The following is a 13,353-nucleotide window of genomic DNA, read 5'->3' on the forward strand; positions in this document are numbered from 1 at the left end:
GACCCTGGCGCACTTCCTACCGGCCCCTTGACCCGGGCGCCCCATAGGGATCACTCACCACGCCGCTCTCCAAGGACCCGCCTATGCCTCAAACCCTTGCCGCCGACGCCCTGGTGTTGCTGGGAGCCACCGGCGATCTGGCGCGGCGTATGTTGCTGGCCTCGCTATTCTATCTCGACGCCGACGGGTTCCTGGCCGCGGACTTCCGGATCGTCGCGACAGCGCGCACGGCGCTCGATCGCGAGAGCTTCCTGACCCAGGCGCGTGCGGCGATCGATGAACGCCTCGAGCCCATCGATGCGGCCGTTTGGGGCCGGTTCGCAAACCGCATCACCTACGTCTCCGCCGATCTGGCAAAGCCCGGCGGCGCGGCGCCTCTCACCGAGGCGCTGGCCGGCGTCCAGCGCCCCGTGTTCTTTCTGGCCATCTCGCCCAGCCTCTACATCCCGGTGGTCAACGCGCTGGGAGAAGCGGGGCTGGCGGGCCCAGGTGCGCGCATCATCCTGGAAAAGCCAATCGGACGCGACCTGGAGACCTCACGCCAGATCAACGACGCTATTGGCGCGGTGTTTAGCGAAGAGCGGACCTTCCGCATCGACCACTATCTCGGCAAGGAGACTGTCCAGAACCTGCTGGCGCTGCGCTTTGCCAACGCGATCTTTGAGCCTCTGTGGAACAACCTGACAATCGACCACGTACAGATCACCGTGGCGGAGACTGGCGGTGTCGGCGCTCGTTGGCCTTACTACGATGAGTACGGCGCGCTTCGCGACATGTTGCAGAACCATATGCTGCAACTCCTCTGCCTCGTGGCCATGGAGCCGCCAGCCGATCTGGCCCCAGACTCGGTGCGCAACGAAAAGGTGAAGGTGCTTCGTTCTCTGCGCCGCTTCACCCGGGTCGACGCCGCTGAGCGTTCGGTGCGCGGCCAGTACGGGCCCGGCGTGGTGGCGGGCGAGACCGTGACCGGCTACGAGGCAGAGCGTGGTCAGCCCACTGGCACCGAGACCTTCGTTGCGCTCCGGGCCGACATCGACAACTGGCGTTGGGCCGGCGTGCCGTTCTTCCTGCGAACGGGCAAGCGGATGCCTGAGAAGCGCACCCAGATCGCGCTGCAGTTCAAACCGGTGCCGCACTCGATTTTCGGCCAGGCCTCTACTCAGGACCTGGCGCCCAACCGGTTGGTGATTGACCTACAGCCGGACGAAGACATCAAGCTCACACTGATGAACAAGGCGCCCGGACTGCATCAGGGCGGCATGCGCCTGCAGTCGCTGCCGCTCTCGCTGTCGCTGCTGAAAACCTTCGAGGGTCCCGGCGCGCGGCGACAGATCGCCTATGAGCGGCTGATCCTCGACGCCATCGGCGGCGACGCCACGCTGTTTGTCCGTCGCGACGAGGTGGAAGAAGCCTGGCGCTGGGTCGACGGCGTCGCAAAGGCCTGGACCGAGGCGCGGATCGCGCCAAAGCCTTACCCGGCCGGAAGCTGGGGACCACCCGGCGCCTTCGGTCTGATCGAACGTTTCGGGCGCGACTGGTCGGACTAAGGACGTGATAGAGACCTTCGCCGATGAGGCAGCTCTGACCGAGGCGGCGGCGGCGGCGGTATTGCGCAGCCTCGCGCAAGGGCTCACGTCCCGACCGCGCGCAACGCTGGTCGCCACCGGCGGCCGTTCGCCGGGCGCGATCTATGACCGGCTGGCGAGATCCGATCTCGACTGGAGCCGCATCGATGTCACTCTCTCGGATGAGCGGTGCGTCGCCGCAGACCACGCCGATTCCAACGCCCGATTGGTCCGCGAGCGCCTGCTCGCCGGTCCAGCCGCCGGCGCCCGGTTCCACCCGTTGTGGCCCGCGCCAGAGGCCGCCGACCTGATGCCGCTACGCCCCTTCGACGCCGTGCTCTTGGGCATGGGCGAAGATGGCCACATCGCATCATTGATCCCTGGCGACCCAGGCCTCCCGGACGCGCTGAACACGCCCGAATTCCTGCGCCAGGTTCCGCCGGGACTAGGCAAACCACCATTGGCGCGCATCACCTTGACGCTATCGGCGCTGATCGATGCGCGCGCCATCTTCCTCTGTATCTCTGGGGAGGCTAAGCGCGCGGTGCTGGCGCGTGCATTGGCCGGCGAAGACTTGCCGGTCGGCCGCCTGATCTCGCAATCGTCCGGCCGGACGCGCATCTTCTGGCGCCCCGAGTAAGGAGTCCCTTCGACCATGACCGCGCTCAACCCCGTCACCGCCGAAGTGACCGCCCGGATCATCGCGCGCAGCGCCGAGGATCGCGCCGACTATATGGACCGCATGGCCGAGGCGCGCGCCCTGGGCCCGGGACGAGGGAAACTCTCCTGCGCCAACTGGGCCCACGCCTTCGCTGCCCAGCCCGACGGCGATAAGGCCACCTTGCGCAATCCGAACGCGCCCAATCTGGCAGTGGTCACCGCCTACAACGACATGCTCTCGGCCCATCAGCCCTATGAGCGGTTCCCCGACATCATCCGCGCGGCCGCCCGCGAGGCCGGCGCCACGGCCCAGGTGGCCGGGGGCGTTCCCGCCATGTGCGATGGCGTCACCCAGGGCCGGCCGGGCATGGAGTTGTCGCTGTTCTCCCGAGACGCCATCGCAATGGCCGCTGGCGTGGCGCTGACCCACGACGCCTTTGACGCGGCCCTGATGCTTGGTGTCTGCGACAAGATCGTGCCGGGCCTGTTCATGGGCGCGGCCGCCTTCGGGCACATGCCGAGCATCTTCGTCCCAGCCGGACCGATGACATCTGGCATCTCCAACGCCGAAAAGGCCCGCGTGCGCGGCCTCTACGCCGAGGGCAAGGCGACGCGCGAGGAGTTGCTGGACTCGGAGATGAAGTCCTACCACGGACCAGGCACCTGCACCTTCTACGGCACCGCAAACTCCAACCAGATGATGATGGAGATGACCGGCCTTCATCTGCCAGGCGCGGCCTTCGTGCATCCCAACACCCCGCTGCGCGACGCCCTGACGGCGGCGGCGGCGAAGCGAGCGGTGGAGATCCGCGACGGCGGCAACGACTACGCCCCCTTCGCCTCGGTCATTGACGCCAGGAGCCTAGTCAACGCCATGGCGGGCCTGCTGGCCACTGGCGGCTCGACCAACCACACGCTGCACATCCTGGCCATGGGCCGGGCGGCGGGCCTGCGTATCACCTGGGAGGATATGGACGACCTTTCCCGCGTCACGCCGCTTATCGCCCGGGTCTATCCCAACGGTTCCGAGGATGTGAACGCCTTCCATGCCGCCGGCGGCATGGCCTTTGTAACCCGCACCCTGCTGGCTTGCGGCCTCGTCCACGACGACGTGCTGACCGTCGCCGGCCAGGGCTTCTCCCGCTACACCCAGGAACCCTTCTTGAACAACGGTGCGCTGGCCTGGCGCGAGGGTGCGGCGGAGAGCCTCAACCGCGACATCCTGCGCCCTGCCGATGATCCGTTCGAGGCCGAGGGCGGCCTGCGCCTGATCTCCGGCCCGCTGGGGCGCGGGGTGATCAAGACCTCGGCGGTCAAGCCCGAGCATCGCCGCGTCGAGGCGCCGGCGCGCGTGTTTGACGACCAGGACGCCCTGATTGCGGCCCACAAGCGGGGCGAGCTGGAGCGCGACTTCGTGGCCGTGCTGCGCTTCCAGGGCCCGCGCGCCAACGGCATGCCGGAACTGCATTCCCTGTCGCCGGTGCTGGGTCTGTTGCAGGACAAGGGCTTCAAGGTGGCGTTGGTCACCGACGGGAGGATGTCAGGCGCCAGCGGTAAGGTGCCCGCCGCGATCCACGTGACCCCGGAAGCTTATGGCGGCGGCCCGCTGGCCCGCGTCCGCGACGGCGACGTGATCCGGCTCGACGCCGAGGCGGGACGGCTCGACATCGCGATCGATCCCCAGGAGTTGATGTCCCGCGAGGCCGCGATCGCGCCTCCTGCAGGTCGCGGCTACGGCCGCGAGCTGTTCGGCTGGATGCGTCGGGCGGTCGGCCCCGCCGATGCAGGCGCCTGTGCGCTATACGAGGCCGTCTGATGCGGTCCCAATGGATCGGACTCGTCGGCGATGTGGGCGGCACCAACGCCCGCTTCGCCTTGGTCGACGCCCAGGGCCATGTGCGCCATCCCCGCACCTACGCCTGTCGCGACTATGACGGCCTGCCGGAGATCATCGCCGACTACATCGAGACGACCGCTGGCAAGAAGTGCCCGCCCCGGGCGGTCGTCGCTGTCGCCGGACCGGTGCTGGACGGTGAGATCGAATTCACCAACCTGCACTGGACGGTGTCGGAGGGCGATCTGCTCGCGCAGTTCGAGTTGGAGGCGGTCGAGCTGATCAACGACTTCGCCGCCCAGGCGTTAGCCTGCCCTGAGCTTGAGGGACCGGACCTGCGCACCCTCGGCCCCGCCCTGCCTCGCGGCCCACATAACTGTCCGATCGTGGCGCTTGGCGCCGGCACTGGATTCGGCGTGGCGGCCCTTGCGCGCAGCGAGCGCGGCGACATCGCCATCGCCACTGAGGGCGGTCATGCTGGGTTCTCGCCCACCGACGAGGTAGAGATCGAGGTCTGGAGACGGCTGCTGGCGCGCCACGGTCGCGTCTCGATCGAGCGAATTCTCTCAGGTCAGGGACTGTACGATCTCTACTGCACCCTGAGCGAGCTCAAGGGCCAGAGGCCCGCGCTGGCCAATGAGGCCGAGGTGACCACTGAAGGTCTGGTAGGCGATCCGGTCGCCTCCGAGACGCTGGATCGGTTCGTGAGCATGCTGGGCGCCGCGGCCGGCGACCTGGCGCTGACCTTCGGCGCACGCGGCGGGGTGTTCGTCTCGGGCGGTATCGCGCCCCGGATCGCCGAGCGCATCGCCGGCGGCGCCTTCCGCGAGCGTTTCGAGGAAAAGGGCCGGCTTTCAGGCTATCTCAAGGACATCCCCACGTACCTGGTTCTCCACCCCTACCCGGCCATCCTCGGATGCGCCCGGGAGCTGGGACAGCTGGAACGCCTATAGATCGCCCCCGGATCGCATGATCTGCCGAAGGCGATGAGCGTTGATGGCGGACATGATCAGCGCCACCCCCAAAGTGATGAGGAAGCCGAGCCGCATGCCTTCATTGAAGCGGTCATTGGCGTAGGCCAGTTCCGCCGGCGCCACGACTGTCGAGTTCACGACAAGCCAGGGCCCGTCGCGGAACATGGCTAGCATAAGGGCGGCCAGCGCCACCCATCGCGTCAGGGTCAAAGCCATGTTGAGGCGCGTCAATCCGGGTCGAGCAAGTCCGAGGGCGTTCACCGAGATTTCTACGAGGGCATAGGTCAGCACCGGCCAGAACCAGCGCTCAAACATTGGGGCCAATGTGATCTGCAGTGCGCCGACCGAGAGAACCCCGCCAAACGGGCCGGACGACAGTACGCCGCCAAGACTGATCCAGCCGGTCCACCAGGAAACAAAGATCGCCATCATGCTGATCTCCACGACGCGTTCGAAAGGCGTCGGCGACTTCTGACCCACGGGCGGCAGTTCGCGCGGCTTCCAGCGGTAGAGCCGCCGGCTCCATCCCATCCGCTCTCCGATTGCAGCTGCGGCGGTGACGGCGCCGAACGCCATCAGGAGCGTGGTGACCAGACCTGGCAGTTCATCGCGTTCTCCACTCGATCCCGCCGCGGTCCCGTTCGCGACCACGCGCATGGCGTCGAGGTCGAAGCCCGCAGCCAGGATGAACAGGACAGTGTAAATCCCAGCCACCACGCTGAGCGACCACTTGATCCCCACCCACCACAGAGGGAACATTTCCGGCCCGATTAGGTGCTGGGTGGAGCGATAGCGACCCGCAACGACCAATGGGTTGCCATAGTCCAGCAGAACGCGCTCCAGGTCGTCGCGTATCAGGCGCGCGCCTTGGGCCTCTTCCTGGCGTTCGATGCGGGACAGCAGATCCTCGCGCAGCTCGGCGATGATGTCCTTGCGCTGACGTTCGGGCAGTTCGCGCGCGACGGCGGAAAGATATCGTTCCACGAGGTCTGTCATGGCTTGGTCTCAAGGATGTCGGTGATGGAGGCGTTCAGGCCGCTCCACGCCTCCACGAGCCGGTCGAGCACAACGCGGCCTTCGTGCGAGAGGCGGTAGAAGCGCTTGTTGCGCCGCTCCTCCTCGCGCCACTCGCTGAGCAGCAGACCCTGGGCCTCCAGCCGGCGGAGCATGGGATAGAGGGCTCCCTCCTCGATCTCCACGCCCGCGTCGGCCAGCGCCTTGCGCAGCGTGTAGCCGTAGTGCTCGGCGCGAAGTTGACCCAGCACCGCCAGGATCAAGGAGCCGCGGCGCAGTTCCTGCCGGAGGGACTCGAAGATTTCGGGGTCGTTCGGCATGGTCCTGTGCGGCATACACTGTGTGACACATAGTGTCTACCGCACAGTATGGCGACGGCGGCCTGGCGGCGTAGGGTCGCCGCGACCATAGGAGAGTTCGATGAAGTGTTCATGGGTCGCTCTGGCGGCGGCTATTGGCCTTGCAGCCCTACCGGGCCTCGCCCAGGCGGCGTCGCAGAGCCGCATGGCCGACAACGGCGGGGTGAAAATCCACTACATGGTCGAGGGCCAGGGACCCCTGGTGGTGATGATCCATGGCTTTCCCGACTACTGGGCGACCTGGAAGCCCCTGATGGCCGAGCTTTCCAAGGCCGGGTACCGCACGGCGGCGCTGGATGGCCGAGGCTACAACCTGTCTGACAAACCGGCCGGGGTGGCCGCCTACGCTATGCCCAATCTGGTGGCCGACGTGGCCGCGGTGGTCGCCGCGGAAGGCCAGAAGGACGCCATCATCATCGGTCACGACTGGGGTGCGGCGATCGCCTGGCAGGTTGCGTTCAACCGGCCCGATCTGGTGCGGCGACTGGTGATCATGAGCGTGCCGCATCCCGTCGGCTTCGCCCGCGAGATGGCGACCAACGTCGAGCAACAGAAGAACAGCCAGTACGCCCGCAACTTCCAGCAGCCCGGCTTCGAGAAGAACCTGACCGCCGAGGGGTTGGCCGGCTGGGTCCAGGACGCCAAGGAAAAGCCCGGCTATGTCGAGGCGTTCAAGCGCTCCGACTTCGGCGCCATGCTCAACTACTACCGCGCCAACTATCCCAGCGGGACCGGCGCAGCCTCCGCGATCACACCGGCCGCGCCGCCGAGGGTCAAGGTTCCGGTACTGGTGATCCACGGCATGAAAGACACCGCGCTTGACGCCGCCGGCCACGCGGGCACGTGGAACTGGATCGATGCCGACACCACGATCCTGATGATACCGAACGCCGCCCACTTCGTGCAGCATGACGCCGCGCCGTTGGTGAACCGCGCCATCAAGGACTGGTTGAAAGCCCGCCCTTAAGCGGTCAGCGCCCCGCCTTCTCCAAAACAAACTCGACGCCCGCCACGGCTCGGTCGCCATGGACTAGACCGAGCATCGTTGTGTGGGTGGCCTGCTCGATGTTTTCGATGCGGCCGTGGCGGGCGTCCCGCGCCGGGGCGTGACGGACAGCGTTCCACATGTCCATCCGCGGCGACTCGGGCCCGGCGGTGATTACCGCCACCGGCCACGCTGGATCGAGCGGGGCGGCAGCCTGGTCGACTGCGGTGCGCCAGCCAAGCACCTCGGCGAGCGCATTGCGGCTCTGACGACCGGAGATGAAGCCGCGCCGCTTCTCGGTCTTGGCCTCGGGCGGCAAGCCGATGCGGTCGCCCAGGAAGTAGAGCGGCTTAGTCAGGCCCAGGCTGCCAGTCGCGGCAGCCACTCGCGCGAAGGTTGTCATCCCGTCGATGAGCCGCTGGGCGCCGGGCAGCCCGACCATCTCGGGCGTCACAGCATCCAACAGCACGAGGCCCACCACCTGGTCGGGATGGCGCGCCGCGTACTGGCGCACATAGAGGCCGGCCATGGAGTGCCCCATGAACACGAACGGCCCGGCCTCACCCGAGCGCGCGATCAACGCCTCCAGGTCTGTGGTGATGGCGTCGCCGTCGCGGGGCCTGGGCCCCGGATCAGAATAGGCCATGCCCGCCCGGTCATATGCGCAGGAACGAAGACCCCTCGCCGCCAGCTTCTGTTGGATGGCTCCGAAGTCCGCCGCGCCGGAGAAGGCGCCCGCCTCCATCCAGATTACCGGCCGTTCGGACTTCGGCCCCATGCAGACCAGCCTGAGCGACCGGCCGCCGATGTCGATCATCTGGCCGCGCGGCTTGTGCCAGCGGCTGAACGCCTCGGTCGCCACGGCGGCGGTCGCCCAGGCCCCGGCCAGAACAAGGATCACAAGAAGCACGATGCGCATCGCCGCCATTGGACACGGGTGCATGGCGATATGGAACCACCGAACGCACGGAACTAACCGATATCCATACCTCCACCCGGCCGCAGGTGGGTAAAGCTGGATACCGGCCTTCATCGGGGCGAGCGGAGGAAGGGTGTCCGCGTGTCGTTGACGGGACGTTCACCATGTGGGCGGCATGGAGACGGCTTGTCGCGCTGTTTCCGGGGAGACGCATGGGCCCGCCGATCGACGCCATCCTTAACGGCGATTGCCTGGAGGAGCTTCGGCGCCTGCCCGACCGGTCAGTGGACCTGGTCTTCGCCGACCCGCCCTACAACCTGCAGCTGGGCGGCGACCTGCTGCGGCCAGACAATTCCAAGGTCGATGCGGTCGACGACCACTGGGACCAGTTCGAGAGCTTCGCGGCCTATGACGCCTTCACCCGAGCCTGGATGGCCGAATGCCGCCGGGTGCTGAAGGACGACGGCGCGATCTGGGTGATCGGCAGCTACCACAACATCTTCCGCGTCGGCGTGGCGCTGCAGGACCTGGGCTTCTGGATCCTGAACGACGTGGTGTGGCGCAAGTCCAATCCGATGCCGAACTTCAAGGGCACCCGCTTCACTAACGCGCACGAGACCCTGATCTGGGCCACCAAGAGCCGTGGCGGTCGGCGCTACACCTTCAATTACGACGCCATGAAGATGGCTAATGACGATCTTCAGATGCGGTCGGACTGGTCGCTGCCGCTCTGCACCGGCGATGAGCGGCTGAAGGACGCTTCGGGAGCCAAGGCCCATCCGACCCAGAAGCCCGAGGCCCTGCTACACCGGGTGATCCTGGCCTCGACCAAGCCCGGCGACCTGATACTCGACCCATTCTTCGGCACGGGAACGACGGGCGCGGTGGCGCGTCGACTGGGCCGCAAGTTCATCGGCATTGAGCGCGAGACCGAATACGCCAAGATCGCCGAGGCGCGGATCGCCCGCGTGATCCCGGCCACCGCCGAGGAGATGGCGGTCACCGGCTCCAAGCGATCCGAGCCACGCGTGGCGTTTGGCGCGGTGGTGGAAGCCGGCCTGCTGCGGCCCGGTGACGTGCTCTATTGCCCCAAGGGTCGCCACGCCGCCCGCGTGCGCGCCGACGGCAGCCTGGCCGTGGGCGAACTGTCGGGCTCGATCCACAAGGTCGGCGCGATGGTGCAATCGGCCCCGGCCTGCAACGGCTGGACCTATTGGCATTTCAAGACCGACAAGGGCCTGGCCCCGATCGATGTGCTGCGCGAGCGGGTGCGGGCGCAGATGCCGGTCTAAGACTCGACCAGGGCTCAAGGCGGATGGTGCTGGCGTACGGTCCCTCCCCGAAGCGAAGTCCGGCAGGAGGCCGAAAGTCGTATGAGTCCCGACCTTCCGGACGTCGCGTTTACGCCCGCATTTGACGTGCTCAGGCCCGCCGCCCCGTCGCGGTACCTGCTCGTCGGCGATCATGCAGGCCTCGCCATTCCACCCGGCCTGGAAGGCCTAGGCGTCGGACCGGCGGATCTGAGGCGCCACATCGCCTGTGATCTGGGTGTTGAGGGGCTGGGGAGCGAGCTGTCCCGCCGCCTTGATGCGACCTTCATCCACCAGCGCTGGTCACGCCTAGTGATCGACTGCAACCGCCACCCCGATCATCCGGGTTCGATCGTCACCGAGAGCGACGGAACACGCGTCCCGGGGAATGCGAACCTGAGCGCCGAGGCGCGGGCGCTACGGCTGAGGGCGATCTTCGAGCCCTACCATGCGGCCATCGCCGCCGCGCTCGACGCCGGCCCAGCGACGACACTGGTCGCGCTGCATTCCTTCACGCCGGCGATGCAGCGCCAGGCGCGGCCGTGGCGGATGGGCGTGCTACACCGGGCAGACTCGGCCCTGAGCCTGCGGGTGCTCGGCCGGCTGCGCGCCCAGCTGGGCGCGGCGGCGGTAGGCGACAACCAGCCCTACCAGATGGATGGCACGGACTTCACCGTGCCCCACCACTGTGACCCGCGTGGCATCGATTATCTCGAGCTGGAGGTGCGGCAGGACGAACTGGCTGACCCTGCCGGCTGCACGGCGATGGCGGCGCTGATCGCAGAGGCGCTCAGCTAGCTTGCCCCCTGGACGCCCCGGCGCCACAACGCGGGCCGACAAGATGCGAGGGAGACAACGCCATGGTTGAGACCACGGATGTGGCCGCCGAGCAGGCGCGGGAGCAGGCCAACACCGGCACCAAAGAGGTAGCCGAGAGCCATCGGTTCGATGAAGCGGCGCTGCTCGGCTGGATGCGCGCCAATGTCGAGGGCTTTGAAGGCCCGCTGGAGGTGCGCCAGTTCAAGGGCGGGCAGTCGAACCCGACCTATCAGCTGATCACGCCCGGCCGGAAATACGTGCTGCGGCGCAAGCCGCCGGGCAAGCTGTTGCCCTCGGCGCACGCGGTCGACCGCGAGTTCAAGGTGATCTCGGCGTTGCACCCGACCGGGTTTCCGGTGGCGCGGCCCTATGGCCTGTGCACCGACGACGGGGTGATAGGCACTTGGTTCTACGTGATGGAGATGGTCGAGGGCCGTATCCTGTGGGACCAGAGCCTGCCGCAATGCGCGCCGGCCGAGCGGAACGCTATCTTCAAGGCCAAGATCAAGACGCTGGCCGACCTGCACAACACGGACTACGCGGCCATCGGCCTTTCCGACTACGGCAAGCCCGGCAACTATATGGGCCGCCAGGTGGACCGCTGGGCCAAGCAGTACAAGGCCTCGGAGACGGTCCACATTCCGGAGATCGAGCGGCTGATCGAATGGCTTCCCAAGAGCCTGCCCGAGCAGGATCGGACCTCCATCGTCCACGGCGACTACCGGCTCGACAACATGATCTTCCATCCCACGGAATCGCGAGTGACCGCGGTGCTCGACTGGGAGCTGGGCACGCTGGGCGATCCGCTGGCGGATTTCACCTATGTGCTGATGGGCTGGGTGAACGGCACGATCTCGACGATCCCGGACCTGAAGGCGCATGGCATCCCGACCTTCGAAGAAGCGGTGGAGTATTACTGCGGCCTGACCGGCCGGCCCGGCATCTCCGACCTCAACTGGTTTTTCGCCTACAACGCCTTCAAGCTGGCAGGCATCCTGCAAGGTATCCTGGGTCGGGTTCGGGACGGCACCGCCAACCATCCGGACGCAGCCAATATGGCGCCCCGGGTGCTGGGCCTTGCGCAGATGAGCTGGGCCTACGCGCAGAAGGCGGGGGCTTAGTCGGATCGCGCAGCCCATCGCGGACCCCCGCGCGTTCATTCTCGAACACACGCGCCGACAGCGACCGCCGCATACGCCCGAGCTTGAGCTGCACCTCGCCGACGAGGTGACGCCGATCTGGCGGCTGACTGAAGAGGCGCTGGCCGAGATCGGCCTGCCGCCGCCTTTCTGGGCCTTCGCTTGGGCAGGCGGCCAGGCGCTGGCGCGTTATGTGCTCGATCACCCTGAAATCGTGACCGGCCGCGCGGTGATCGATTTCGCCTCAGGCTCGGGCATCGTGGCGCTGGCGGCGGCGCGGGCCCGCGCGGCGCGCGTGCTGGCCGCAGACATCGATCCGTTCTGCGGCGCGGCGCTGGCGCTGAACGCGGAGGCCAATGGACTGGTGGTCGACTTCACCGATGCCGACCTGCTCGACGCCCCGGCCCCCGCCTGGGCGGAGGTCATCCTGGCGGGCGACATCTGCTACGAGAAGCCGCTGGCGGATCGGGTCATGGCCTGGCTGGGTGAAGTCCGGTCGCGGGGCGCGACCGTGCTGATCGGCGACCCGGGCCGGAGCTACTTCCCGCGCACGGGGCTGGTGAAGCTGGCGGAGTACCAAGTGCCAACGACGCGCGAGCTGGAGGACATGGAGATCAAGCGCACGGCGGTTTGGGCGCTGCCGTAGTCTTCAGAACCGCACGGCGCCTTGGGTCTCGGCCACGGGCTGGCAGACGCCGCGGAAATTCCCGAAGGTGGCGAGGCCGGTGCGGCGATCGATGCGCAGGCGTTCGCGGTCTAGGGCGTTCCAGCGGATGCGGCCTTCGATCTGGGTAGGCTCGATCTTGACCTCAGAGAGCGTGTACCAGCCGGCCTCGTCATCGCCCCGCGAAAGCAGCGGTACCGACGACTTGGGCGGCAGAGCTCGGACCACCGCGCCATCGACCTTGACCTCCAACTGGGCGGCGCCGCGTCCCTGACCGAAGGCCATGCCGGCACCGTAGCGGCGGCCATTGAGGGTGTTGGGCGCCATGGCGAACAGCACCGCGTCCGATCCGGTGCAGATCAGCGAGAGCTGGGTCGGCGGCTCGGCTTCCTGAGCCTGAGCCGCCCCTGCTGAAAGCAGGACCGCTGCAGCGGCGATCAACAGACGGGCGGACATGAGCGCTCCCTGGATGAAAGGCGAGGAGCTTAGCGCGCGTCGCCGCGCATCTGCTAGAACCCTGAAGAGTAGACCGGGAGCCTGAGATGAATCGCCGCACCTTCCTCGCCGCCGTACCGGCCGGCGCCATCGCCGCCCCCGCCTTCGCCGTGCCCAACCTGGGCCTCGGTCGCCCGGATGTGCGGCTAGGCGACCGGGTCGCCGGCGCAGCCTTCGCGGGCCGATCCGCCGCCTGGGGCCGCAACGGCGCGGCGGCGACGGCGCACCCGCTGGCGACTCTGGCGGCTATCGAAATGCTGAAGGCCGGGGGCTCGGCCGTGGATGCCGCGATCGCGGCCAACGCGGTGCTGGGCTTCGCCGAGCCCATCGCCTGCGGCATCGGCGGCGACGCCTTCGCGCTATTGTGGGACCCGAAGTCGCGCAAGGTCGTGGGCCTGAACGGGTCGGGCCGCAGTCCACGCGGCCTCAGCCTGGCGACGGCGCGCAGCCGGGCCAACGCCGAGGGCCTGATTCCCTCGCACGGGGCGGTGACGGTCAGCGTTCCTGGCGCGGTCGACGCCTGGTGGAGCCTGCATCAGAGGTTCGGCAAGCTGCCCTGGAAGACGGTGCTACAGCCCGCCATCGGCCACGCCGAGACCGGGGCGCCGGTAGCCCA

At 67.6% G+C, this 13,353-nt stretch carries 14 protein-coding genes; 10 read left to right on the top strand and 4 right to left on the bottom strand.

Features of this window, described 5'->3' with window-relative positions; all coding sequences use genetic code 11:
• Positions 1-83: 83 nt before the first annotated feature.
• The 4 genes from zwf to glk are packed head-to-tail and all read left to right on the top strand — an operon-like array spanning position 84 to position 5,012.
• Positions 84-1,547, top strand: a complete 1,464-nt coding sequence (gene zwf / locus ACIQ3R_RS01170) for a glucose-6-phosphate dehydrogenase (protein ID WP_397414130.1) — start codon at positions 84-86, stop codon at positions 1,545-1,547.
• 4 nt (positions 1,548-1,551) lie between these two features.
• Positions 1,552-2,205 carry a 6-phosphogluconolactonase gene (pgl, locus tag ACIQ3R_RS01175; RefSeq protein WP_397414133.1) on the top strand — a complete coding sequence of 218 codons (654 nt, stop codon included), beginning with the start codon at positions 1,552-1,554 and terminating at the stop codon, positions 2,203-2,205.
• 15 nt (positions 2,206-2,220) lie between these two features.
• A complete protein-coding gene (gene edd / locus ACIQ3R_RS01180) occupies positions 2,221-4,041 on the top strand; it encodes a phosphogluconate dehydratase (protein ID WP_397414135.1) in 1,821 nt (606 codons plus the stop codon).
• Positions 4,041-5,012 carry a glucokinase gene (gene glk / locus ACIQ3R_RS01185; RefSeq protein ID WP_397414137.1) on the top strand — a complete coding sequence of 324 codons (972 nt, stop codon included), beginning with the start codon at positions 4,041-4,043 and terminating at the stop codon, positions 5,010-5,012. The genes edd and glk overlap by 1 nt, the downstream gene beginning before the upstream one ends.
• Here glk and ACIQ3R_RS01190 read toward each other — a convergent pair.
• Positions 5,007-6,029 (bottom strand): hypothetical protein, encoded by a 1,023-nt coding sequence (locus ACIQ3R_RS01190; RefSeq protein WP_397414140.1) that lies wholly within the window; start codon positions 6,027-6,029, stop codon positions 5,007-5,009. The genes glk and ACIQ3R_RS01190 overlap by 6 nt on opposite strands.
• Positions 6,026-6,367: a PadR family transcriptional regulator gene (locus ACIQ3R_RS01195; RefSeq protein ID WP_397414143.1), complete on the bottom strand. Its 342-nt coding sequence runs from the start codon at positions 6,365-6,367 to the stop codon at positions 6,026-6,028. The genes ACIQ3R_RS01190 and ACIQ3R_RS01195 overlap by 4 nt, the downstream gene beginning before the upstream one ends.
• A 100-nt stretch (positions 6,368-6,467) precedes the next feature.
• On the opposite strand from ACIQ3R_RS01195, the gene ACIQ3R_RS01200 reads away from it, so the two are divergent.
• On the top strand, positions 6,468-7,373 hold the full coding sequence (locus tag ACIQ3R_RS01200) for an alpha/beta fold hydrolase (protein ID WP_397414145.1): 906 nt from the start codon (positions 6,468-6,470) through the stop codon (positions 7,371-7,373).
• Positions 7,374-7,377: 4 nt separating this feature from the next.
• Here the strand turns inward: ACIQ3R_RS01200 and ACIQ3R_RS01205 are convergent, their stop codons facing one another.
• Positions 7,378-8,310, bottom strand: a complete 933-nt coding sequence (locus ACIQ3R_RS01205) for an alpha/beta hydrolase (protein WP_397414147.1) — start codon at positions 8,308-8,310, stop codon at positions 7,378-7,380.
• Positions 8,311-8,522: 212 nt separating this feature from the next.
• Here ACIQ3R_RS01205 and ACIQ3R_RS01210 point away from each other — a divergent pair, with 212 nt between their 5' ends.
• The 4 genes from ACIQ3R_RS01210 (at position 8,523) to ACIQ3R_RS01225 (ending at position 12,224) form a co-directional block, all read left to right on the top strand.
• A complete protein-coding gene (locus tag ACIQ3R_RS01210) occupies positions 8,523-9,602 on the top strand; it encodes a site-specific DNA-methyltransferase (protein ID WP_397414150.1) in 1,080 nt (359 codons plus the stop codon).
• Positions 9,603-9,683: 81 nt separating this feature from the next.
• Positions 9,684-10,418 carry an N-formylglutamate amidohydrolase gene (locus tag ACIQ3R_RS01215; RefSeq protein ID WP_397414152.1) on the top strand — a complete coding sequence of 245 codons (735 nt, stop codon included), beginning with the start codon at positions 9,684-9,686 and terminating at the stop codon, positions 10,416-10,418.
• 62 nt (positions 10,419-10,480) lie between these two features.
• Positions 10,481-11,560 carry a phosphotransferase family protein gene (locus ACIQ3R_RS01220; protein ID WP_397414154.1) on the top strand — a complete coding sequence of 360 codons (1,080 nt, stop codon included), beginning with the start codon at positions 10,481-10,483 and terminating at the stop codon, positions 11,558-11,560.
• A gap of 16 nt (positions 11,561-11,576) precedes the next feature.
• Positions 11,577-12,224, top strand: a complete 648-nt coding sequence (locus tag ACIQ3R_RS01225; RefSeq protein ID WP_397414163.1) for a class I SAM-dependent methyltransferase — start codon at positions 11,577-11,579, stop codon at positions 12,222-12,224.
• A 3-nt stretch (positions 12,225-12,227) separates the two neighbouring features.
• Here ACIQ3R_RS01225 and ACIQ3R_RS01230 read toward each other — a convergent pair whose 3' ends face one another.
• Positions 12,228-12,698 (bottom strand): hypothetical protein, encoded by a 471-nt coding sequence (locus ACIQ3R_RS01230; RefSeq protein WP_397414156.1) that lies wholly within the window; start codon positions 12,696-12,698, stop codon positions 12,228-12,230.
• Between the two features lie 86 nt (positions 12,699-12,784).
• Between ACIQ3R_RS01230 and ACIQ3R_RS01235 the strand changes: the two genes are divergently transcribed.
• Positions 12,785-13,353, top strand: a 569-nt coding sequence (locus ACIQ3R_RS01235; protein ID WP_397414158.1) for a gamma-glutamyltransferase, incomplete at its 3' end; no start/stop codon positions are given.

Origin of the sequence: Phenylobacterium sp. (assembly GCF_044371015.1) — a bacterium.
GTDB lineage: Bacteria > Pseudomonadota > Alphaproteobacteria > Caulobacterales > Caulobacteraceae > Phenylobacterium.